Origin of the sequence: Acutalibacter intestini (genome assembly GCF_034334985.1) — a bacterium.
GTDB classification, from domain to species: domain Bacteria; phylum Bacillota; class Clostridia; order Oscillospirales; family Acutalibacteraceae; genus Acutalibacter; species Acutalibacter intestini.
This window is the reverse complement of record NZ_JAWXXL010000030.1, coordinates 1-23,438: the sequence shown is the minus strand read 5'-3', so window position 1 is coordinate 23,438 and position 23,438 is coordinate 1. Positions and strand designations below refer to the sequence as shown.

General features: G+C 53.7%; 22 protein-coding genes and 1 riboswitch. Of the genes, 19 read left to right on the top strand and 3 right to left on the bottom strand.

All coding sequences use genetic code 11. From position 1 onward, the window contains the following. Positions 1-195 precede the first annotated feature (195 nt). From U8U68_RS16650 to U8U68_RS22475, 3 genes are read left to right on the top strand one after another with little or no spacing between them, the layout of a single operon-like run. Entirely contained in the window at positions 196-1,218 is a 1,023-nt protein-coding gene (locus U8U68_RS16650) for a biotin--[acetyl-CoA-carboxylase] ligase (protein ID WP_322202798.1), read from the top strand. 4 nt (positions 1,219-1,222) lie between these two features. Beyond that, entirely contained in the window at positions 1,223-1,777 is a 555-nt protein-coding gene (locus U8U68_RS16645; protein ID WP_322202796.1) for a biotin transporter BioY, read from the top strand. Continuing rightward, entirely contained in the window at positions 1,774-2,211 is a 438-nt protein-coding gene (locus tag U8U68_RS22475) for a DUF1284 domain-containing protein (RefSeq protein ID WP_367575844.1), read from the top strand. The genes U8U68_RS16645 and U8U68_RS22475 overlap by 4 nt, the downstream gene beginning before the upstream one ends. Here U8U68_RS22475 and U8U68_RS16640 read toward each other — a convergent pair. Then, positions 2,174-3,064, bottom strand: coding sequence for a hypothetical protein (locus U8U68_RS16640; RefSeq protein ID WP_322202794.1), 891 nt, complete (start codon positions 3,062-3,064; stop codon positions 2,174-2,176). The genes U8U68_RS22475 and U8U68_RS16640 overlap by 38 nt on opposite strands. A gap of 203 nt (positions 3,065-3,267) precedes the next feature. Here U8U68_RS16640 and U8U68_RS16635 point away from each other — a divergent pair, with 203 nt between their 5' ends. The 14 genes from U8U68_RS16635 to U8U68_RS16570 all read left to right on the top strand — a co-directional run bounded on the left by U8U68_RS16635 (position 3,268) and on the right by U8U68_RS16570 (position 16,551). Continuing rightward, positions 3,268-4,188 carry an AraC family transcriptional regulator gene (locus U8U68_RS16635; RefSeq protein ID WP_322202792.1) on the top strand — a complete coding sequence of 307 codons (921 nt, stop codon included), beginning with the start codon at positions 3,268-3,270 and terminating at the stop codon, positions 4,186-4,188. After that, positions 4,185-5,528, top strand: coding sequence for a replication-associated recombination protein A (locus U8U68_RS16630; RefSeq protein WP_322202790.1), 1,344 nt, complete (start codon positions 4,185-4,187; stop codon positions 5,526-5,528). Before U8U68_RS16635 ends, U8U68_RS16630 begins: the two co-directional genes overlap by 4 nt. Before the next feature lies 1 nt (position 5,529). Next, entirely contained in the window at positions 5,530-6,318 is a 789-nt protein-coding gene (locus U8U68_RS16625) for an inositol monophosphatase family protein (protein WP_322202788.1), read from the top strand. Between the two features lie 63 nt (positions 6,319-6,381). Further along, a riboswitch (SAM riboswitch) is annotated at positions 6,382-6,505 on the top strand. Positions 6,506-6,592: 87 nt separating this feature from the next. Further along, positions 6,593-7,774, top strand: coding sequence for a methionine adenosyltransferase (gene metK, locus U8U68_RS16620; RefSeq protein ID WP_322202786.1), 1,182 nt, complete (start codon positions 6,593-6,595; stop codon positions 7,772-7,774). Positions 7,775-7,852: 78 nt separating this feature from the next. Beyond that, complete coding sequence (locus tag U8U68_RS16615; protein ID WP_322202784.1) at positions 7,853-8,467, top strand: pentapeptide repeat-containing protein; 615 nt, start codon at positions 7,853-7,855, stop codon at positions 8,465-8,467. Positions 8,468-8,746: 279 nt separating this feature from the next. Continuing rightward, positions 8,747-10,381, top strand: coding sequence for a class I adenylate-forming enzyme family protein (locus U8U68_RS16610; RefSeq protein WP_322202782.1), 1,635 nt, complete (start codon positions 8,747-8,749; stop codon positions 10,379-10,381). Positions 10,382-10,428: 47 nt separating this feature from the next. Next, entirely contained in the window at positions 10,429-10,719 is a 291-nt protein-coding gene (locus U8U68_RS16605; protein WP_322202780.1) for a Dabb family protein, read from the top strand. A 12-nt stretch (positions 10,720-10,731) separates the two neighbouring features. Next, positions 10,732-10,938 (top strand): hypothetical protein, encoded by a 207-nt coding sequence (locus U8U68_RS16600; protein ID WP_322202778.1) that lies wholly within the window; start codon positions 10,732-10,734, stop codon positions 10,936-10,938. 35 nt (positions 10,939-10,973) lie between these two features. Further along, on the top strand, positions 10,974-12,728 hold the full coding sequence (gene iorA / locus U8U68_RS16595; protein ID WP_322202776.1) for an indolepyruvate ferredoxin oxidoreductase subunit alpha: 1,755 nt from the start codon (positions 10,974-10,976) through the stop codon (positions 12,726-12,728). After that, the gene (locus U8U68_RS16590) at positions 12,728-13,309 is read left to right on the top strand and encodes an indolepyruvate oxidoreductase subunit beta (protein WP_322202843.1); all 582 of its coding nucleotides are present in this window, start codon (positions 12,728-12,730) and stop codon (positions 13,307-13,309) included. The genes iorA and U8U68_RS16590 overlap by 1 nt, the downstream gene beginning before the upstream one ends. A 220-nt stretch (positions 13,310-13,529) precedes the next feature. Beyond that, positions 13,530-14,048, top strand: a complete 519-nt coding sequence (locus U8U68_RS16585; protein WP_322202841.1) for a nitroreductase family protein — start codon at positions 13,530-13,532, stop codon at positions 14,046-14,048. Positions 14,049-14,161: 113 nt separating this feature from the next. Then, a complete protein-coding gene (locus tag U8U68_RS16580; protein ID WP_322202774.1) occupies positions 14,162-15,463 on the top strand; it encodes a phenylacetate--CoA ligase family protein in 1,302 nt (433 codons plus the stop codon). A gap of 19 nt (positions 15,464-15,482) precedes the next feature. Continuing rightward, on the top strand, positions 15,483-16,103 hold the full coding sequence (locus tag U8U68_RS16575; protein WP_322202771.1) for a DUF5694 domain-containing protein: 621 nt from the start codon (positions 15,483-15,485) through the stop codon (positions 16,101-16,103). Positions 16,104-16,116: 13 nt separating this feature from the next. Continuing rightward, entirely contained in the window at positions 16,117-16,551 is a 435-nt protein-coding gene (locus U8U68_RS16570) for an ACT domain-containing protein (protein ID WP_322202769.1), read from the top strand. A 104-nt stretch (positions 16,552-16,655) separates the two neighbouring features. Here U8U68_RS16570 and U8U68_RS16565 read toward each other — a convergent pair whose 3' ends face one another. Together U8U68_RS16565 and U8U68_RS16560 are read right to left on the bottom strand one after the other, a co-directional pair. Further along, entirely contained in the window at positions 16,656-18,797 is a 2,142-nt protein-coding gene (locus U8U68_RS16565) for a hypothetical protein (protein ID WP_322202767.1), read from the bottom strand. 48 nt (positions 18,798-18,845) lie between these two features. Next, positions 18,846-21,014, bottom strand: coding sequence for an efflux RND transporter permease subunit (locus tag U8U68_RS16560; protein ID WP_322202765.1), 2,169 nt, complete (start codon positions 21,012-21,014; stop codon positions 18,846-18,848). Positions 21,015-21,352: 338 nt separating this feature from the next. On the opposite strand from U8U68_RS16560, the gene U8U68_RS16555 reads away from it, so the two are divergent. Continuing rightward, positions 21,353-21,997 (top strand): DUF6034 family protein, encoded by a 645-nt coding sequence (locus U8U68_RS16555; RefSeq protein ID WP_322202763.1) that lies wholly within the window; start codon positions 21,353-21,355, stop codon positions 21,995-21,997. A gap of 19 nt (positions 21,998-22,016) precedes the next feature. Then, positions 22,017-23,300: a sensor histidine kinase gene (locus U8U68_RS16550; protein WP_322202761.1), complete on the top strand. Its 1,284-nt coding sequence runs from the start codon at positions 22,017-22,019 to the stop codon at positions 23,298-23,300. Positions 23,301-23,438: the final 138 nt, after the last annotated feature.

Genomic DNA, 23,438 nt, shown 5'->3' with positions numbered 1-23,438 from the left:
GTACATACCCATACGTTTTACCAGTATATCAAAGCATCTCCAGAGGGATCAAAAGACTATTTGCAAAAGGTTCACTTGGCGAAACACAGACCTGATTAAAAATCAATTTTTGGTTTGCTAAACCTCAACAGGTGATTCGGTATTAGGGAAATATGTTGAGCGTTCAATAGTTTTTCTAAGAGAGGAAGTGCAAAGGTGAGTGTAGCAGATAGAGTATTACAGTATTTGCGAGAAGCCCAGGGCCCGGTTTCTGGGGAAGAGCTAGCTGGAAAATTAGGAATTAGCCGTAATTCTGTATGGAAAGCGGTGCAAAAACTCCGGCAGGCTGAGTATGAGATCGAAGCCGCCACTAATAAGGGATACCGATTTATTTCAGAAAGTAATGTGCTCAGCCCAGAGAATATACGCCGGCAGCTGCTGCCCTTGCCAGAGACCATTGCCATTGACGTGCGGGAGGAGGTGACCTCAACCAATACGGTGCTAAAGGCCTTGGCGGAAAAAGGCGGACGCGAGGGAATGGTGATGATTGCTGAACGCCAGTCGCAGGGAAAAGGGCGACTGGGACGGTCGTTTTATTCGCCGCGAGGCAATGGGCTTTATATGAGTGTGCTGCTGCGGCCAGCATTTTCACCAGAGGAGTCCCTGTGTATTACCACAGCCGCCGCAGTAGCTGTGGCAGAATCAATCGACGCGGTAACTGGGAAGCGTTCGCAAATTAAATGGGTGAACGACGTCTATTTTCGCGGTAAAAAGGTTTGCGGTATCCTTACAGAGGCCTCTATCGACTTTGAAAACGGAAAGCTAAACTATGCCGTGCTGGGAATTGGAGTTAATCTTCAAGAACCAGCCGGGGGATTTCCGGAGGAAATTCAAGAGGTAGCAGGTGCAATATTTCAAGAAATGCTGCCGGCGGGCGCACGGACCCGGCTGGCAGCGGAGATTATCAACCGCTTCTTTACCTACTATAACGCCTTACCAGAACGTCTTTTTATGGCGGAATATCAAAAACGCTCTCTGCTGACTGGCATGGAAATTATTCTACAGCAAGGAAGCTGCCAGTGGGAGGGCACTGTACAGGGCGTGGACCACCAGGCCAGACTGATTCTCCGTTTGCCGGATGGCAGCAATAGGGCGTTCGGGGCTGGAGAAGTATCTGTGGTCAAAAGCAGTTTTTTGCCAAATCTACATCATATGCAAAATAAAGAAAAGGTGGAATGAGTTTATGAAATTGGAACTGAAAAATTCTATGCAAAAGTCTGTGATAACAGGTGTTATGGCAGCCCTTCTTGCGGTGCTTTCTCTCATCTCGATTCCGTTGCCAATCGGTGTGCCCATTACGCTGCAAACCTTTGGTGTGGCGCTTTGCGGCTTTATGCTGGGACCAGCCCTGGGTACAGCGGCTGTGGGGGTTTATTTGGCAATGGGCGCGGTAGGCATTCCGGTATTCGCAGGGTTTTCCAGTGGCTTTGGAAGTTTTCTGGGGGTGACCGGTGGCTTTCTTTGGGGATTTTTGCCAATGGCGTTTCTGTGCGGACTGGGAATCTGGCTGGGTAAAAAGCTCTATGTGGTACCCCTTGGGTTGCTAGGCCTGGCGGTGTGCCATCTGTTTGGCGCGGCACAGTATGCCATGCTGAGCGCTACGCCGTTTTGGCAGGCTCTTTTGGCGGTCTCCGTGCCATTTTTGGTCAAGGATGCTATTTCGGTGATAATGGCCTATTTGATGGCCCTGGCAATTATTGTTTCTCTAAAAAAGGCTGGATTTGGGGGAGAAGCGTGAAAAATTTGCGGGGGCACCACCTGTTTTGCATATCCTTGTATACTGGCCACGGATATAGCCAGGCATTTACTGAAAATATGGACGCGGTGATTAGGGGATTAAAGAACGGGGAAAAATTGACACTGTGCATAAAGCAGGACTGTATTTGTGAGGCCTGTCCCAATAGGAAAGCGGGCGGAGGCTGCGCTTTAGGAACAGAGGACGTTTTATGCCGGGATAAGGCCGCGTTGGAGGTACTTAATCTAGAGGTAGGACAGGAAATCACTTGGCCAAAGATGGTCAGCCTAATGGGCCAGTTGAATAGGACGGATTTCCAGAAGGTATGCCACCGCTGCCGCTGGGCCAAAGAAGGACTCTGTTCCTATGAGTTGCTGTGTAGGTATAACGCGCAGGCCGCTAGAGAGCTTGGAACTCTGAAGTTTGAGACGCCTTAACATATTTTGCTCCACGGGTAGCTCCTAGCCGTAAGATGGAGCCATTCTTTACCATAGCGCCTAAGGCGGCCTCTACCGTAGTGGGGCTGATGTCCGGCAACGCGGCGCAGATTTCAGCCTTTGAAATGGGATCTAGGCTTGTCTGGACAAACTTCTCAATTCGTGCCCGCTTGGTTAGCTGGCGGCCAGCAGCAGGCGCTTTTAGCTCTTGAAGGCTCAGATAAAGCAGGGAGAGAAACATCTCAATAAAAGGCAGATATTCGTTGCCGTTTTCTTCCCAATAGTCAGCGGCAGAAACATAGGCCTGGTGATAAAAATAGAAATATTTGCATATATTTGATTCGATTGAAATATATTTGCATATAGAATAACCCTCAGCCTCCAGTAACGTGCGAGCCAAGAGAAGTCCAGAGGTCCAGGAAGCATGGGGGAATGTGCAGATAACATCTAAGGTAAGGCAAGAAATAAGCAGAAGGGGAGAGGCAGAGGCCTCTCTCTCTTTTTTATAGGCAGAAAGAGCTGTAGATATAGGGAATTCTGCCATCGTAACAGCGCGTTCTTCAGGGAAAACAGAGGCAAGTATACGAAAATACAGTTCTGGCGTCCAGGTAAAGGGCTGGATCGCTATGGAGATCTCTTCAAGAGCAGTCCGGTAGCCGAGACAGGAGCTCCCGGCCAACTGCTGGATTGCCTGAACGGAACGATCTACCGTCTCCCGCTGAATTCGTTTATAGCGCAGAAGGTAAGCTGGCTTAGAAAGATTTTCACTGATTAGATCAATATTGGCAACCAAACTGGCAAGACCTTGGGGAAGAGACAGATGGTGAAGAAAAGAATAGTCAAAATTTTTCATAAGCTGCCCCCGTGTTGAATATATGCAAAAGTGTATTTGCATATATTATAGCAAATTATTGTGAGAGAAGCAATGGGAAACTAAAAAAGTGCTGTTTATAAGCATGAGTTATCTGCACACAAGAGTGCTAAAGCGCTTTATTCACAGGCTAATACTTGCTTTTCTGTCCAGTTTCCAGTATAATACAAAAAAGAGGGATGTTTATGGAGCTAAGCCTAGATGGACAAAATCGGGAGCTAAAATTACACGGAACATATGCGTTTCCGGTTTATGCGGACAGAAAACTGCTTTCTTCTTATCCTACCGGGTCTTTTCCCTGGCACTGGCATGATGAAGTGGAGTTTACCTTGGTAAAAGAAGGGCAGATTGAGTATCAAGTAAACGAAAGCAAATTCATTTTGACCTCTGGACAGGGTCTGTTTTGTAATTCCGGCGCACTGCACGCAGGCCGGATGGTAAAGGGCGACTGCGACTATATTTCTCTAACCTTCCATCCCCGGCTGTTGGCTGGCTTTGAAGGCAGTGCGGCCGGGGCAAAGTATATCTACCCTGTGGTAGAAAGCAAGTCTTTATCCGCATTGCCGCTGGATGGAGCGGAGCTCTGGCAAGGACGGGCACTGCCTCTTTTGGAGGAAGTATACCGGCTGACCACCCAGCGGCCCGCGCTTTATGAGCTACATGTCCAGCGTCTGTTGACTGAGATTTGGGCGCTCCTCTATGATCGATGTGCCGAGCAGGTGCGCAGTGCTCCCCAGGAGGACCCGGAACGGCTTCGGCGGCTGCGGATAATTTTGTCCTATATTCACGAACACTATGGGGAAAAGCTTACCTTGGAAGAAGTGGCCCGTCAGGCGGGACTGTGCAGAAGTGAGTGCTGTCGGTTTTTTAAGCGGCAAATGGGGATGTCTTTATTTAATTATTTGTTAGACTATCGCACTGGCCGGAGCATTTCTTTTTTGAAAAGAGGGCTTTCGGTTTCTGACGCTGCCCGTCAGGCAGGCTTTTCAGATGCATCTTATTTTTCTAAAGTTTTCCGAGAGAGAACCGGGCGCTTGCCCAGCCACTACCGCAAGGAGGCCTTGACAGAAAAAGAACAGCATAGGCAGGAAAGGGGAGAGACATGAGGCAGCGGACATTTTTTGAGACAGACCCGGCAGACACGCCGCTGGCCACTAGGATGCGTCCTCAGTCCCTGGAGGAATTTGTGGGGCAGACGCATCTATTGGGCAGTGGCAAGGTGCTGCGGCAGTTAATTGATAACGACCGGGTGCCCTCCATGATCTTCTGGGGCCCGCCAGGGGTTGGAAAAACCACCCTGGCCCAAATTATCGCGGGCCGGACCCAGTCCAACTTTATTAATTTTAGCGCGGTGACCAGTGGCATCAAGGAGATCAAAGAGGTTATGAACGAGGCCGAGCGTATCCGGCTTTTGGGAGAGCGCACTATTTTGTTTGTGGACGAGATCCATCGTTTTAATAAGGCCCAGCAGGACGCGTTTTTGCCCTTTGTAGAACGAGGGAGTATTATCCTAATAGGCGCCACCACAGAAAATCCTTCGTTTGAAGTGAACTCCGCGCTGCTCTCCCGGTGCAAGGTGTTTGTTTTGCAGGCCCTTTCGGCCAAAGACCTCACTAGCCTTTTGGGCCGCTCCCTCACCGACCCCCGGGGATTTGGCGGGCAAGAGATCGATATGCCGGAAGAAATGCTGGAGATTGTAGCCAACTTTGCCAACGGAGATGCCCGCACAGCCTTGGGCACCCTGGAGATGATTGTACTAAACGCCCCCCGGCAGGAGGGCCGGGTGACGGTGACAAATGAGATTATTGAACAGTGTATTAATAAAAAATCCTTATTATATGATAAAAAAGGAGAGGAACACTATAACCTGATTTCCGCTTTGCACAAATCTATGCGCAACAGCGATCCCGACGCGGCGGTGTACTGGCTGGCCCGGATGCTGGAGGCAGGGGAGGACCCTCTGTACGTAGCCCGGCGGCTGATTCGTTTTGCCAGTGAGGACGTGGGCCTGGCGGACAGCCACGCTCTAGAGGTAGCCGTGGCGGCATACCAGGCCAGCCACTTTATTGGTATGCCGGAGTGCTCGGTAAATCTGACCCATGCGGTGGTATATATGTCTCTTGCGCCCAAGTCCAACGCTTTGGAAAGCGCCTACATGGCCGCTGCGGGCGATGCCCAAGGGATGCTGGCCGAGCCGGTGCCCCTGGTCATCCGCAATGCTCCTACCAGGCTGATGAAGGAGCTAGACTATGGCAAGGGCTACCGCTATGCCCACGACTATGAGGCCAAGCTGACCACGATGCGGTGCCTGCCGGATTCCCTAAAGGATAAGCGGTACTATCTCCCCACCACCCAGGGCAACGAGGCTCGGTATGGGGAACGGCTGCGGCAGATTCTGGAGTGGAAGGCAGAGCACAGACGATTAGAAGAAAAAGGGGGCAGATAATATGGATCTTCAGAGGCTGGCTATAGAGGCGGCTCAAATTATCCGGGAAGACGGGGCTATGATCCGCAGCCTGTGTCACCCAAAGGTCTACTCCAAAGAGGGACATGCTAATTTTGTGACCGAGGGCGACCTGGCTTCTCAGAAATTTTTACTGGAGAGGCTAGGCGCGTTGCTGCCGCAGGCTCATTTCTTTTCCGAGGAGCAGGAGGAGAATGTCCTGCTCCCAGGGTACAACTGGATTGTGGACCCCATAGACGGTACTACCAACTTTATGCGGGGCTACCGGCCCTGTGCGGTATCTGTGGGGCTGGTAGAGGACGGCATAGGCGTGATGGGGCTGGTGTACGATGTGTGGGGGAACGAGCTATTCTCTGCTATACAGGGAGGCGGTGCTTTTTGTAACGGCGAACCTATTCACGCGGCGGAAGTCCCCATGGAGAACGCTCTTATTGTGTTTGGAACTGCGCCCTATTACCGGGAACTGGCAAAGACAACCTTTGCCGCCTTGCGGGAGATCTTTCTTCAGTGTGGGGATGTGAGGCGTTCGGGCTCTGGGGCCATTGATCTGTGTACTGTGGCGGCGGGCCGGGCCGATGGATTTTTCGAGGCCCGCCTGTCCCCCTGGGACTACTGCGCGGCTTCGGTGATTTTGAAAGAGGCCGGGGCGCTGTCGGGTACCTTGGGCGGTCGGCCATTAAGCTATGAGCAGGGAATGCCGGTACTGGCAGGTAGCCCGGCAATCTTTGAAGATCTGCGGGCTGTTGTTGAAAAATATTTTGGCGGTATATAATTTTTCTCTATATCCATTGACATCAGGCTCGCGGGATGCTATAATACAAAAAAACAGAATAAATCCTTATCAAGAGTGGCGGAGGGACAGGCCCTATGATGCCCGGCAACCTGTGGCGAGAGCTGCAAGGTGCTAATTCCTGCGGAGTATAAGAGCTGCTGACGGCAACTCTCCCGAAAGATGAGGCGCAGTAAGGACCCTCGTTTTTCGAGTGGTCCTTATTTTTCGGTATGGATTTATCCTGACATCAAATCCAAGAAAGGGGTATCCATTTATGAAACTATTTACTTCCGAATCCGTTACCGAGGGGCATCCAGACAAAGTATGCGACCAGATCTCCGACGCAGTGCTAGACGCCATTATTCAGCAAGACCCCCAGGCCCACGTGGCCTGTGAGACCACAGCGACTACCGGCGTAATCCATGTGATGGGGGAGATCTCCACCACCTGCTATGTGGACATTGCCAATGTGGCCCGCCAGGTGGTCAAGGAAATCGGCTACGACAACCCGGAGTGCGGTTTTGACGGAACGACCTGTGGCGTGTTAACCTCCATTGATGCCCAGTCCCCGGACATTGCTATGGGTGTTAATGAGTCTCAAGAGGCGAAAAATGGCGAGACTGACGAAAACAGTCTCATTGGCGCGGGAGATCAGGGGATGATGTTTGGTTTCGCCTGTGACGAGACGCCCGAGTATATGCCCATGGCCATTTCCTTTTCCCACAAGCTGGCCAAGCAGCTGGCAAAGGTGCGCAAGGACGGCACGCTGAAGTACCTAAGGCCCGATGGCAAGACCCAGGTGACTGTGGAGTATGATGGGGACCAGGTAAAGCGCATTGATGCCATTGTAATCTCCACCCAGCACGATGAGTCGGTGAAGCTGGATAAGCTGAAGAAGGATATGATTAAGCATGTGATCAAGCCAGTGGTCCCCTCTGAACTGGTGGATTCCGCCACTCGTATTTATATTAACCCCACCGGGCGCTTTGTGGTGGGCGGCCCTGTAGGCGACAGCGGCCTGACCGGGCGTAAGATTATTGTGGATACATACGGTGGATATGGCCGGCACGGCGGCGGGGCATTTTCTGGCAAGGACCCCACCAAGGTGGATCGTTCCGCTGCCTACGCGGCCCGCTGGGTGGCCAAAAACATCGTGGCGGCTGGTTTGGCCCGCAAGGCAGAAGTGGAACTGGCCTATGCCATTGGCGTGGCCCGGCCTGTCTCCGTTATGGTAGATTCCTTTGGCACAGGCACAGTTAGTGACGAATGTCTGGCCGAGGCGGTGAAAAAAGTCTTTGACCTGCGCCCCACCTCTATTATTAAAGAGCTGGACTTGCGCCGCCCCATCTACCGCCAGCTGGCTGCCTACGGCCATATGGGTCGGGAAGACCTGGATGTTTCTTGGGAAAAGATTAACCGTACCGAGGCCCTTCGCGAAGCGGTGGAAAACGTATAAGATTTTATCCAAAACAGATAGTAAGGAAACGGCGTATGAAGAAGAGGCTTCATGCGCCGTTTCCTTACAGGAGGAATTATGAATTATCAGGACTTAAAAAGCCTAGTAAAGGCCGCAAAGCTTACAGGTGATTCTATTAGAGCGGCAAAACTGGAAGGAGAAGCGCTGTGCCAGCTGAGTTTTGAAAATATTGAGCTGGAAAAGATGCGTTTTGAGCGTTGCCGCTTTACTGGCTGCGACTTTACCAGGGCCAATTTTTATCAATGTGAGTTTGTTAACTGTGATTTTTCCAACCTCAGCTTTAGCGAAAGTTACTGGAAGGAATGCCTTGTAAGTGACTGCAAAGGGGATGGGGCCAATTTTGCTATGGCAGGATTAAAGCAATGTCAATTTTTGCATTCGTCTCTTTGCTACGCAAATTTTTCCGAGGCCCTGTTAGACGGCTTGCTCCTGCAAGATACCCGGTGCCGTTCCGCCAGCTTTCATCAAGCAGTTTTAAAAAAAGTAAAGCTTGTGGAGGTCAGTTTGATAGGCGCGGAGTTTTTTAGAACCTCCTTAAAAGGGATGGACCTCTCAGACTGTGAGATAGACGGGATTGTGGTGTCAGAAACTCTGGCAGAGCTAAGAGGGGCGAAGATCACTGGGTACCAGGCGGTCGGCATCGCCCAGATGGCGGGGATGGAGATCGTGTAGGCAACCGGACCTAACAAAAATTTTGTAGTTCCGCCGCCGGACCCTTGGTTTGTCAACGTGTTCCGCCCCAACCCTGTTATTGACTTTAACAAAAAAACAAGATATAATGTACAAGCAATGCGTGTATTTTGTAGAACTGCCGGGACAGAGGAGAAATTCCCGGTGTTTCCCACAAGATTCTAGATGATTTGCATAAAACGATGATCTGGCGGGAAAGGGCTTTTTGCGTTTTGCTCATTTAACGCATTAGCACCCCACAGGTCAAGAGGAGTGACCGCCATGCCTATTACGGATCTACTTGAACGAAATAGTAAACTTTATGGCCCGCAAACCGCCCTGGTGGAGATCAACCCTGAGATACAGGAGCCCCGGCGGGTGACCTGGCGGGAATATGAACTGATACAGCCTGGCGGCCCGGCCCCTTACCGGAGAGAGATCACCTGGTCCGTATTTGACGAAAAGGCCAACCGGGTGGCAAATCTGCTGCTCAGCCGGGGGATCCGAAAGGGCCAGAAGGTGGCCCTTCTATTAATGAACTGCCTGGAATGGCTGCCTATTTATTTTGGCATTCTGAAAACCGGAGCGGTGGCCGTGCCCCTAAATTTTCGCTATACGGCCGAGGAGATTGACTACTGTGTGCGCTTGGCCGACGCGGACATTCTTTTCTTTGGTCCCGAGTTTATCGGCCGGGTAGAGTCTATCGCTGCCACTATGTCTCAGGACCGTCTGCTGTTCTTTGTGGGCGACGCCTGCCCCTCCTTTGGGGAGGACTATCACAGGGCCGCCGCAAACTGCTCCAGCGCCCCGCCTAAGGTGCTTATTGATGACGAGGACGAAGCGGCTATTTACTATTCTTCCGGCACCACGGGCTTTCCCAAGGCCATTTTGCTGCGGCACTCGGCGCTGATGCAGTCTGCCCGCATGGAGGCCCTGCACCACGAGACTACCCACGAGGATGTGTTCCTGTGTATTCCGCCTCTGTACCACACCGGCGCCAAAATGCACTGGTTTGGCTCTCTGTTTACCGGGGGAAAGGCTGTGCTGCTGAAGGGCAACAGCCCCCGGGCTATTTTGGAGGCGGTCTCTTCAGAGGGCTGCACCATTGTCTGGCTGTTGGTGCCCTGGGCCCAGGACCTGCTGGCGGCCCTGGACCGAGAGGAGCTAAAGCTTGCTGACTACCAGCTCTCTCAGTGGCGGCTGATGCACATAGGGGCCCAGCCAGTGCCGCCCAGTTTGGTGAAGCACTGGTGGAGTTATTTCCCTCACCATAAATATGATACCAACTACGGATTGTCCGAGTCCACCGGCCCAGGCTGTGTGCATCTGGGGGTGGAGAACCCCCACAAGGTGGGAGCCATCGGGGTGCCCGGCTATGGCTGGAAGGTGAAGATTGTGGATGAACAGGGCCAGTCCGTGGAGCAGGGCCAGGTGGGTGAGCTGTGCGTAAAGGGCGGCGGGGTGATGGTTGGCTATTACCACGACCCAGAGGCCACCAAACAGGTGCTGGAAAATGGCTGGCTGCACACCGGTGACATGGCCCAACAGGACCAGGATGGCTTTATCTTCCTGGTGGACCGGAAGAAGGACGTGGTCATCTCCGGTGGAGAAAACCTGTACCCAGTACAGATAGAGGCCTTTTTGGCCGGGTGCCCCAAGGTCCACGACGTGGCGGTCATTGGCCTGCCGGACCAGCGGCTGGGGGAGATCGCGGCAGCCATCATCCAGATCAAAGAGGGGGAGAGCTGTACCGAAGAGGAGATCCTTCGCTTCTGCGAAGGCCTGCCCAGGTATAAGCGGCCCCGGAAGATCCTCTTTGCCCCAGTGCCCCGCAACGCCACTGGAAAAATCGAAAAGCCCAAGCTGCGGGAGCAGTACTGCGGCGTGCGGCTGGTGGAAGCTCAGAACAGGGGATAAAACCGGGTGGAGAACATAGAAATATATTCGCTTTTTGGAGGAAAATCATGATACGCCATATCTGCATGTTTTCGTTAAAGGAAGAGAACAAAGAGGCAAATATTGCCGAATTTCTGAGCCGGGGAGAGGAGCTCTGCAAGCTTCCCGCCGTCCAAAGCGGTCGGGTAGTGCGCTGTACCCAGGGTGCGCCCAACGCCAACTACGACGTGGCCCTTATCTTTGACTTTCACTCCCTGGACGGCTTGAATGCCTACCAGGTGAGCCCCGAGCACGTGGAGTTTGGAAAATTCGTGGGCGGCATCCGGGAGAGCCGGGCCTGCATCGACTACGAATTTTAAGAAAAGCGGCCTATGAGCAAATATAACCCCCTTTGGGAATATCTGCAAAGGGCCCCGGGGCCTTGGCTTTCGCTAAGCTTTGCGGAGATCGGCCGCATTGCCGGGGTCCCGCTGGACCATTCCTTCTTAAAATATAAAAAAGAGCTGGCCGGATACGGCTGGCAGGTGGAAAAAATATCTATGAAAGAGCAGACCGTGCGGTTCCAAAAGACGGACTGACCCACCGCTCATTACCATTTGGAGGTACATATTCTATGAAAAAATTGATCTTGGGAAATGCCGCGGTGGCCCGGGGACTGTTTGAGGCAGGTTGTACAGTGGCCTCCAGCTACCCCGGAACTCCCAGCACAGAAATTACAGAGGAGGCTGCTAAGTTTCCCGAAATCTACTGTGAGTGGGCTCCCAACGAAAAGGTGGCTATGGAGACTGCCTTTGGGGCCAGCCTGGCTGGGCGCCGCTCCTTTTGCGCCATGAAGCATGTGGGTTTGAACGTGGCGGCCGACCCTCTCTTTACCATGAGCTATACTGGGGTCAATGGGGGGCTGGTCATTGCTGTGGCCGACGACCCGGCCATGCACTCCTCCCAGAACGAGCAGGACTCCCGCCACTACGCCAAGGCCGCCAAACTGCCGATGCTGGAGCCCTCTGACTCCGCCGAAGCCCTGGCCTTTACCAAGCTGGCCTATGAGCTCTCAGAGAAGTTCGACACCCCCGTGCTGCTGAAAATGTGCACCCGGGTGGCCCACTCTCAATCCGTGACGGAGCTGGGAGAGCGCCTGCGGCCCACCTCTCGCCCCTATGAGAAGAATCCCCAAAAGTACGTAATGGCCCCCGCTAATGCGGTGCGCCGGCACCCAGTAGTGGAAGCACGGCTAAAGGATTTGGCTCAGTGGGCCGAGTCCGCCCCCATCAATCGAGAGGAGGAGGGCAAAGACCGGCGCGTGGGCATTATTGCGTCCAGCACCTGCTATCAGTACGTGAAAGAGGCCTGCGGAGAGAAGTTCCCTGTGTTGAAGCTGGGCATGGTCTGGCCCCTGCCTGAGACCTTAATCAAGAACTTCGCCGCAAAGGTGAACCTGCTGGTGGTAGTGGAAGAGGGCGATTCCTTTATTGAGGACTACTGCCGGGGCTTGGGTCTGGCCCTTTCCGGCAAGGACGTGTTCCCCCTGACCGGAGAGCTGAGCCAGAACCTTATCGCCGAAAAGCTTGGCCTGCCGGTTCCCGCCGGCCAAGCCCTGGAAGAGCCGCTGCCCAGCCGCCCGCCGGTAATGTGCGCCGGGTGCCCCCATAGGGGATTGTTTTATACCTTGGCCCAGGCAAAGTGTACAGTGCTGGGAGACATTGGCTGCTACACCTTGGGGGCCATGCCGCCTCTCTCAGCTATGGACATGACCCTGTGCATGGGGGCATCCATCAGTGGCCTGCACGGCTTTAACAAGGCGCTGGGCAAAGAGAGCCAGGGCCGCGCGGTGGCCGTGATTGGCGACTCCACCTTTGTGCACTCGGGCATGACGGGCCTGGCTAACGCGGCCTATAACCAGTCGGGCTCCACGGTGATTATTCTGGACAACTCCATCACTGGCATGACTGGCCACCAGCAGAACCCCACCACCGGCTTTAACCTGAGGGGAGACCCGGCGGGAAAGATCGACCTGGAGGCCCTGTGCCGGGCCATGGGCATTAACCGGGTGCGAGTAGTGGATCCTTACAACCTGGCCGCCTGTAAGACGGCAGTGGAAGAGGAGCTGGCCGCGCCGGAGCTCTCAGTAATCATCTCCCGGCGGCCCTGCGCCCTGTTGAAACATGTAAAGCGCCAGCCCGCCCTCTTTGTAAACCCGGAAACGTGCAAGGGCTGTAAGGCCTGCATGAAGATCGGCTGTCCGGCCATCTCCATTCGGAAAGGGAAAGCGGATGGCAGGGCCGTTGCCGTTGTGGACGCCACCCAGTGCGTGGGCTGCGGGGTCTGCGGACAGCTGTGTAAGTTCGACGCGTTGAAGGAGGGCCAATGATGGAAACGAAAAATATCATGATTGTCGGCGTAGGGGGCCAGGGGTCTTTGCTGGCCAGTAAGCTTTTGGGCCATCTGCTGCTGGAACAGGGCTATGACGTAAAGGTTTCCGAAGTCCACGGCATGAGCCAGCGGGGGGGCAGTGTAGTCACCTTTGTGCGGTACGGGGATCGAGTGGCCTCGCCGGTCATTGACAAGGGCCAAGCGGACGCCATTGTCTCCTTTGAGCTGTTGGAGGCCGCCCGCTGGCTGGAATACCTAAAGCCGGCCGGCCGAGTGGTTACCAATACCCAGCAAATTGACCCCATGCCGGTGATTACCGGCACTGCTGTGTACCCAGAGAACCTGGTGGATAAAATGACATCCGCTGGAGCCCAGGTGGACGCTATTGATTGCCTCTCTTTGGCCGAGGAGGCAGGCAGCGCCAAGGCCGTAAACCTGGTGCTGCTGGGGCGGCTTAGCCACTATTTTGACTTCCCAGAAAGCGCTTGGCAGGAGGCCATTGGGGCCTGTGTGCCGGTGAAGTTTCTGGATCTCAACCGCAAGGCTTTTGCCCTAGGGCAGGGGGCAAACCGCCTATGAAGATTATATTGTATTGTGTGCGTTGACCGCCTTTGGGTCCTTACGCTAGCTCTAACAGTGCTTTTTGCCATTTTGAAGTTCATGAGCGCCCTAAGCCCTACCGCCGTTTTCCACTCCGGCGGGTACAGTTTCATGGGACTTTTCGGCTTTGGCCCCCACTCTTTGGGCGTGGCCCGGGCGCTGAAGTTTTTGGAGGAAAGGTAGGAAAAGACAGATGGATATGGACTTTCTAAAATTAGTCCAGAACCGTTTTTCCGTGCGCGGCTTCGAGGACCGGCCGGTGGAACCGGAAAAGCTGGACATTATTCTGCGGGCTGGACAAACAGCCCCCACGGCCTGTAATTTGCAGCCCCAGCGGGTGCTGGTGATTCAGTCGCCGGAGGCTTTGGAAAAATACCGCCGGTGCACCCACTGCCACTTTAACGCCCCCTTGGCCATTCTCACCTGCTGCGACACCGGCGAATGCTGGAAGCGCGGATATGATGGTAAGCCCAGCGGGGACATTGACGCTGCCATTGTGACGACGCATATGATGCTGGCAGCGGCCAGCCTGGGGGTGGGCTCCACTTGGGTGATGCATTTTATCCCCGAGGCGGTGCGGGAGGAGTTCCAACTGCCGGAGGATTGGGAGCCCGTCAGCCTGCTGGCCATGGGCTACCCGGCCCCGGACGCCGCCCCAAATCCCCGCCATAGAGATAAAAAGCCCCTGGAGGAGACGGTGTTCTACAACCATTTTTAAACGCCGCGCAAAAGCGTTTTGCCCCATGGAACGCGGGTGGAAGAATACTTATTTGCGATTGTGTTTTGCTGGCATACGCCAGAAATTCTATATAACCGAAAGGACTGAGCCCAATGGAAAGGTATTACCAGCCCGAGATGGAGTGCGCCTCCCGGGAACAAATCAAGGCCATACAGGACCAGCGCCTGGTAGAACAGGTGCGCCATGTGTGGGACAATGTGCCCTATTACCGCAAAAAGATGGAGGAGAAGGGCCTGACTCCTGCTGACGTGAAGTCCTCGGACGACCTCTATAAGCTGCCGTTTATTACTAAAGCGGACCTGCGGGAGGCCTATCCCTACGGCCTATTGGGCGTACCCTTGAAGGACTGCGTACGCATTCAGTCCACCAGCGGCACCACGGGTAAGCGGGTGGTAGCCTTTTACACCCAGGCGGATATTGACCTATGGGAGGACTGCTGCGCCCGGGCTATCATGGCGGCGGGTGGTACCAATGAAGATGTGTGCCAGGTCTCTTATGGCTACGGCTTATTCACCGGTGGCCCAGGCCTGAACGGAGGCAGCCACAAGGTGGGCTGTCTGACCATTCCCACCTCCTCTGGCAACACAGAGCGGCAAATTATGTTTATTCAGGATCTATCGGCCACCATTCTCTGCTGTACCCCCTCCTACGCGGCCTATATTGGCGAGACGATGAAGGAAATGGGCCTAGGACCTGACGACATTCCGCTAAAGGCCGGCATCTTTGGCGCTGAGGCCTGGAGCCAGGAGATGCGCCGGGATATTGAGCAGACCCTGGGTATTAAGGCCTATGATATTTACGGCCTCACTGAGCTTTCGGGTCCAGGGGTCTCCTTTGAGTGCAGTGCTCAGACTGGTATGCATATCAACGAGGACCACTTTATCGCCGAGATCATTGACCCCGAGACCGGCGAGGTGCTGCCAGAGGGTAGCCAGGGCGAGCTGGTATTTACCTCCATCACCAAAAAGGCGTTCCCGCTGCTGCGTTACCGTACCCGAGATATTTGCACGCTTACCCGAGAGCCCTGCCCCTGTGGGCGTACTCATGTGAAGATGACCAAGCCCCAGGGCCGTACGGACGATATGCTGATTATCCGGGGCGTGAATGTGTTCCCGTCTCAGATCGAGACCGTGCTGTTGAATCACGGCTATCCGGCCAACTACCAGATTGTGGTGGACCGGGTAAAGAATACAGATACCCTGGATGTGCAGGTGGAGATGACCCCCGAGATGTTCACAGACAACCTGGGCGACGTCGCCGCCCGCCAGAAGGAGCTGGTGGAAGGTCTGCGCTCTATGCTGGGCCTCACTGCCCGGGTAACCCTGGTGGCGCCCAAATCAATTGTCCGCAGCGAGGGTAAGGCCGTACGCGTCATTGACAAGCGGAAGATATGAAAGGAATAGGAGCGTACATATGACTAAAATCGGCATTTTCAGCTCTGTGCACGGCGGGAAAGAGCTGCTGGAGGCCTGCAAATGGGACGACCAAAAAGCCATCGCGGCCTTTGACCGTTTCCAGCCGGACGTGGTCTGCGGGGAAGTGCGGCCGGAGGATTTGGTGGGAGGCGAGAAAAAATATCCCAGCGAGTACGAGCGATACATCTTTGATTACTGCAAGAGCCGGGGCGTTCCCTTTGTCCCCTGTGATTATTGGACGGAGGAGGACTACCAGCTTTCCCAGAAGGAGGGGGATATTCTGGAGGCCAAGCTGCCCGAGGGCTCGGAAGGGGCAAAGCAGTGGGAGGCCATGATGAATCAGTTCATGGAAGCAGGCCTTAGGGCGGAAATCCCTTTCAACTCAGTGGAATTTAACGACATCGCCCGGTACAAGCACGAGATGCAGGGCGCCATGAGTCCCGAGACCCACCGGCAGATTTGGATAGAGCGCAACTGCCGCATTACGGAAAACATTCGGAAGGTCATGGCTGAAAAATCCGGCAAGAAGATTTTGGTCATTTTTGGCGCGGAGCATAGCTATTGGTTTGCGGACGAATTTTCGAAAGATAAAACAATCAACTTAGTTTTCCCTTTATAAGGAGGGCACCCCTATGACAGTCAACCAAATTTCCGTATTTCTGGAGAATAAGCCCGGTACCCTGACCGCTATGACTGGTCTGTTGGCGGAAAACCATATCGACATGCGGGCCCTAAGTCTGGCCGAAACCAATGATTTTGGCATTGTCCGGCTGATTGTGGACGATGTATACAAGGCCACTACTGTCTTGAAAGACGGAGGCTTTATCCACCAGCTAACCCCTGTGCTGGCGGTAATGATTCCCGATGAGCCCGGCGGGCTGCACAAGGTGCTGGAGGTGCTGACCCAGGCCCAGGTGAACGTAGAGTATATGTACGCATTTTTGGGCGGCGGCGATGTGGACCACGCCTATATGATTTTTCGGGTGCAGGACCCCAAGGCGGCGGGCGCGGCCCTGGCGGCAAAAGGTATCCGTCTGGTAAATCAGGAGAGCATCGTGCAGCTATAAAATATAAGAACCTATATTCATAGGCGTTGAACGCTGCTTATGAATATAGGTTCTAAGAAAAAGCCCCAGCAGGATGAAATTCTGCTGGGGCTTTTTACTATCTTTTAGAAACCGAACAGGCTGATCAGACGATCCCAGAAACTTTCCTTCTCTTCTGTGCTGGCAGAGGTCTCTTCAGCTTCCGGTTTGTTTTGAGAATCCTCTGGCCGGGTGGTTTTCATAATAAACTTGGTAGTTACTTCCGTACCTTCGGCCGCACCGGAGAAGCTGCCATATTCTTTCAGCTGTTCCCTCATCATGTTTGTGACGTCCTTAAGATCTTTAAGCTGATCTGGATCCAATCCTTCAGTAAGCGTAGAGAGGCCCTCTTCGTCAAATTGCCGCAGACCATTTTCCAACTGTCCAGCTCCGTCGCTCACCTGGCTAACGCCGCTTTCCAGCTCTAGGGTTCCTGCTACCAGGGCCTTGATGCCATCGGTTAGCTGTACGCTGCCCCCAGAGAGTTCTTCTAAGCCTGAGGAGAGCTGGGCTGCGCCGTTGGCCAGGGCAGTGTTGCCGCTCTGAAGCTGCTCCGCGCCTGCACTCAGGCGGTTGGCGCCTGCCGCCAGGTTTTCTACACCGCTGGTTAACCCTGGCAGTTGTTGGCCCATTTGGCCTAGACCGGTGTCCAGCTGACTAGCACCATGATGGGCAGAGGCCACTCCTTGCGTATACTGTGTAATTCCCTGATTTAAAGATTCCAGACCCTGCTGTAAGGACACACTGGCCTGCCCGGTCTGTTGAATTCCACTGTTGATGGGGGCATAGCCTTGGTTCAGCTGGTTCAGTCCCGCGGTCAGCTCCACGGCTGCCTGGTAGGTGCCACTGTAGGCAGCCAAGAGCTGTGTCTGCTGTTCTGCCGGAAGAGAGGTTAACAACTGACCGTAGGCTTCAGGGGTGAGGAGCTGCTGCACAGCGGCATTCCCCTGGGCTGTCACGGTGTCCAAAGACCCGGCAAATGTGGCAGACCCTGTGGTTAATTGGCCTTGGGCCTCTACTAGAGCGGTAGCGCCCTCTAATGCCTGCTTGCTTCCTTGGGTAAGAGATACGCTGTTTTCGTTTAATGTGTTTAGTCCCACACTCAGACTCTCACTGCCGGCCTTTAGTTGCTGATATCCTCCAGCCAGAGCGCCGGCTCCATCCTTCAAGATGTCCAGCCCGGCGGAAAGCTGGTCCGCACCTGTTTTCAGGGCACCGGCCCCGTCTTTAGCGGAAGCGGTGCCTGCGTGTAGGGCACTGGCTCCCTCCCGCAGGGCCTGCACGCCCTGGTTCAGTTGAACGGCTCCATCATCCAGCTGTCCGGCGCCCACTTTCAGCTGTCCAACACCATTACCAAGCTGTAGGGTACCGTCTGTTAGGCGAACAGCTCCATCAATAAGCTCTGCCATAGCATTGTCCAGCCGGTCCAGGTTTTCGGGCAGGTCTTCTAATTCCTCTAGGTCCAGGGTTTCCTGGTCCAGCTCCGCCGGATCGGTGGCGCAGGCAATCAGCACGGTGGGAGCCGAGAGATTTTCTACATCGGCTTCGACAACCACCTGATCCAGTAAATAATCTTCTAGCCCCGCCGCTTTTTGGGGGATCAGCCCCTCCAGACTATTCCTTACCCCGGGCAGACAGACAAAGCCCGCAACCTGGTTACTGCTAAGACTTTCAATCTTCCCGTGTTCGGCGGTAAGATTTTTGCAGCTGCTGTCCAGAATGGCCGCCACCACGGTGACAAAGGGGGTGCAGACTGTACGAGACTCGCCGTTTACCTGGGTGGTAGTGGTCTCATGGTTGGCTAGGTCTATGGTGATCTTCAGTCGGCCGCTTTTCCCCAACAACTGTTCCAAGGGTGCGGTTTGACCATTCAAGCTATAGGTAATATCCGCGCTGACCGGAACAGTTCGGTCTGAATCCCCTTTATAATAGGCCTCGCTTTCTTCCACATTCCAAGTAATTGACTCGCCGTTTTGGGTAAACCCCCCCTGGCCCTGGGTGCACTGAATATTGGTCAGTTCGCTTTCATCCGCCGCACCTTTTAAACCGTTTTCTCGATGGAGGTGTACGCTGACGCTCTGGCTTTCCATAGAACCGTCAGGACTAAGGACCGTATAAATGGTTTCGCTTTTTTCCAAAGCCTCCTGGGCAAAAGCGGGTATTCCCAAAGAGAGGGACAAAGCGCCGCAAAGGGCCAGACTGGTGATCTGCTGAACTTGTTTTTTCATTATGGATTACACTCCTTTAAGTAATGTAGGGTGGATATAGAACGCTTATTAAATTTGTCTTAGGGGCTGTTCGGTTCCATCCGCCGAGCCATCTACGGTTGTGGATGGAATATCACTTAAATCCTCATAGGTGTTTCTTTTTGCTTTCTGATTATTCTTCACCCAATGCAGTGTGGTGTGGCGAATGACGGGTTCTAGCAGCATTAAGAGACAAGGCAGCACAAGAATAATCACAACCATGCTAATCAGCGCGCCCCGGGAGATCAGTAGGCAGATACTTTTCAGCAACTCCATTTTGCTAATGGTGGCCACGCCGACTGTGGCGGCAAAAAAGGTGAGACCGCTGGAAAGAATACTCTGGCTGCAATACTGGCAACAGAGCTGGGCGGCCTCTTTGGGGCTGTGGCCCGCTGCCCGTTCCTCCCGGAAGCGGGAGGTCATCAGAATTGCGTAATCCACCGTAGCGCCCAGCTGAATGGTCCCAATAACGATGCTGGCGATAAAGGGCAGGGTACTGCCGGTAAAGTAAGGGATCCCCATATTGATAAAGATGGCGCTTTCTATGGCGACTACCAGCAAAACAGGTACCGAGAGGCTCTTAAAGCTCAAGGCGATAATCACGAACACCGCCAGAATAGAGGCCACGCTTACATTGGCAAAATCAGTGTCTGCAATGGCAATTAGGTCATCGGTCATAGCCCCTTCTCCAGTAATGACCCCCTCGGGATCCGCTTGCTTGACCAGACGGGTCATTTCAGCCACCTGCGTTCCAAGTTCCGTGGTACCGCTTTTATAGGCGCTGTTTGCCAGTATCAGCTTACGCCCGCCAGACTGGGCCAGCTGGCTGATGTCCTCTGGTAAAAAGTCTGAGGACACACCTGGACCCAGCAGTTGGTCCACAGAGATCACCTGGGTGACGCCCTCCACATGAGCCAGCTCTTCACACAGCTGGCTCACTTCACCTCCGGTTAGCGCATCGTCTACTAGAATAAAATGGGAGGTGGTCATGCCAAAATCTTCTTTTAGCTTGTTGGTGCCCACAATACCGGTCAGGTTCTGGGGAAGGCTGTCAAAGAGGGTGTAATACACCTCTACCTTACTTTGGGCCAGGATGAAGGGAACCATTAGTACTAAGAAAACAGCCAGCACCGGCCCGGGATGTTTAGAAATAAAATGGCTTGCGCCCTTTAGCTGGGGAATCAGAACTCGGTGACGGTGGCGGTCCATAGCCTTTTCAAAGGTGAGCATCAGAGAGGGTAGTACAGTAATCGTACAGACTACGCCCAGGGCCACACCCTTGGCCATTACAATACCAATGTCCCGGCCCAGGGTCAGGCGCATGGTACATAAGGCCAAAAAACCGGCAATGGTAGTCAGGCTGGATGCGGTAATAGAGGTGAAGGTATTGGTAATGGCCCGGGCCATGGCCTCCATTTTATCGCTGGTACGGGATTTTTCTTCCTCATATCGGTGAAGCAAGAAAATGGAGAAATCCATGGTTACTCCCAGCTGCAAAACTGTAGCTAGAGCCTGGGTGATGTAACTGATCTGCCCCAAGAATACGTTGGAACCAAAGTTATAAAGAATGGGGAAGATCAGCCCCAACATAAACAGTAGGGGTACCAGAGTACTCTCCATGGCTAGAAACAGTACCAGCAGGCTGGCCCCTACGGCACAGAGAATATATAAAGGCATTTCCTTATCTACCAGAGCCTTTGTATCCTGCAAAATAACACTGATACCGCCCATAAAGCACTGTTCTCGTAAAAGAGGCTTCAGTTGAGCAATAGCCCCCATAGTGCTCTGGCTGGCGGCGGGCTCGGAGAACCGGACCATCATCATGGTAGAGTTCCCTTCGCCATACATGGCTTTTCGAATGACGTCAGGCAGCATCTCCGGGGGAACGTTGGGATCCAGCACATCACTAAGCCAAAACACCTGCTCTACGCCAGGAACCTGCTCCATCTGCGCTTTCATTTCCAGCAATTGACCAGTGGGAAGGCCCTCTACAGTAACCAGGGCAGTGGAGGCCAGGTTGAAGTCATCTTCTAGAGCAACTTCGCCGATCATCGAGTCCAGCTCCGGGGGCAGATAGGTGAGAATGTCGTAATTGATACGGGTGGCGACCATGCCGAAAAGGGAAGGGATGAGTAGCAGCACAGCCAAAAACAGGACCAGCTTGTGGTGGCAGACAATTCCGCGCGCTAATCGTTCCATTGTGTGATCACGTTCCTTTCTTGCAAAGGCAGGAGCTCCAGGACATCTGCCTTTATGAGATTAATTAATGACTACAAGTCATTTTATGCCCTTATTATATCAGCGAAAAAAGGAAGTGTCAATATAAAAATGACTAAAAGTCACAAATTTAAATTGTTTGGATAGATGCCCTGAAATTCATGGGTGATTTTACAATATTTAGATATTTTGTGGCATGGTGCTGCCTAAAACAAACCATGATTGGCAAGCGGGTTTTACATAATATTTACATCTTCATGAATACTTGATGCAGGGCTCTGTTGTATGCTACAATAAAAGGAATAAACAGGAGGCCTAGTATGAAGATTCAGAATAGTGGAAAACGCGCCATAGCTCTAGTACTGTGCGCTGGGCTAGCTATCTCTTTGGCGGCGTGCCAGGAGAACCCGGAAGGTAGTATTGTCGCCCACAAGGACATGGATAAGCTTATCAGCCAGGCCGCCGCCTCGGACCCGGACAAGGTCCAGGCGGGGAAGATCGTTCAAGACGTGTCCAAAAACAACGAGAGCTATCAGGTCAACCTGGACAGCGAGAACCTGGGAATTAAGGCGCAGGTAGACGCCCAGATAGAGGTGCCCCAGGTGGAAAAGCTGAGCATCTACCGGGTTCAGCAGAAGAAGCTGGACCAGAGCTTTATCGACAAGGTGCGCAAAGAGCTGCTGGGCGACCTGCCTTTGTACGACGGCCGGGCCCTGCGGGTGTCCACCCAGGCGGATATCGAGAGGGAAATCACGAACCTGCGCCGGGAAATGGAAGAAGAAGTGGCCTATAACCGGCAGGCCATGGCGGAAAACGGTAGCACCCAGGAGGAGATTGAGGAATCGGTCCGGCAGACCCGGGAAAATTATCAGGGCATGATTAACGAGCTACAGGAACAATATGAAGCTGCGGACAAGGCTTTCGCTAATTTCCGGCGGGGTAATTCTACTAGCCACGCTGTTTAGCGGGGGCCTAATTTTTCGAATGTACTTTCAAAGCGGTATGGACCAGGTCGCCCTGGGCGCGGCCCAAAAGGCCCAGGAGGTCTTTCGAAGCTTTGAGGCCTACAGTGAGAATGTCAGGGGCTTCGACGCCAACATTGCCAGGTATTACCTAAAATCTCAAAATGATGATTTCAGCATTCTGCTGGAGGGCGGCAGGACGGTCTACAACCAGACCATCCTAGACCCGGCCCAGATCCCCCTGGGGGAGGAGGTGCAGACGCCCCTGGGGATAGCGGGCTCTCGCTACTTTTACGGGGGCCGGCGGCTGCTGGTATTCTCTCAAAACCACGAAAGTGGCCTGACTCTGCTGCACATCTGCGACATTACGGACGCCTACCTGGACCTGTACGCTATGGCAGGCCGTATGGCACTGATCTCCCTAGTTACGGTGGCAGGGGCCATTTTGCTCTTGTGGATGATGCTGCGCCGTTCTCTGCGGCCTCTGGGGCAGCTCTCCCAGGGGGCCAGGTCTATTGCGGCTGGGGCGTACGGGATGCGGGTAGTAGAGGGGCGCAACGATGAAATCGGCCAGTTAGGGCAGGACTTTAATAAAATGGCCCAGGCGGTGGAAGAACACATTGCCCAGGTGGAGGAGAGCGAAGAGAAAAAGACGCTTTTTATGGGCAGCCTGACCCACGAGCTGAAAACCCCGCTGACGGCCATTTCCGGCTATGCCCAGACGCTGCGGCGGGTAAAGCTGAATGAGGAGGACCGGGACATGGCCCTGGACTATATTTACCGAGAGAGCAAGCGGCTGGACCGGCTTTCTAAAAAGATGCTGCGCCTACTGGAGCTGGATTTGGACACAGAGCTATACCTAGAGCCGGTAGAGTTCCAGGAGCTTCTAGGCGAGGCCCGCCGGGCTTGCCTGCCACAGGCTGAAAGCAAGGGGGTAGAACTGGTTATGGAAGCCTGTCCTGGAGAAATGGAGGGCGACCGGGATCTAATGACCGATGCAGTGATTAACCTGGTAGACAATGCTGTAAAGGCCAGTGCTCCGGGGAACCAGGTGCGGATGTATGCCCAGGATGGGACCATTGTGGTGGAGGACCAGGGCCGGGGGATTCCCCAAGAGGAGCTGGGGCGGCTGACCGAGCCCTTTTATATGGTGGACAAGTCCCGCAGCCGGAAAAGCGGCGGGGCCGGGCTGGGTCTGGCGCTAACAGAGGCAATTCTGCGCCGGCATGGCATGTGTCTAGAAATAGAGAGCCAACCCGGGCAGGGAACAAGGGCTGTGATGAAACAGAAAGAGAAAAGGATATAGCACAAATTTACATTTTGATGATATTACTCCCGCTCAAAAAGCTAGGAAAAAGAGAGGAAGAGTGATATAATAGGGATATGGAATATATCGATTTGCGGAAAGTGGGAAAAGAAGGGCTCAAGCAGATACGCAGTCAGG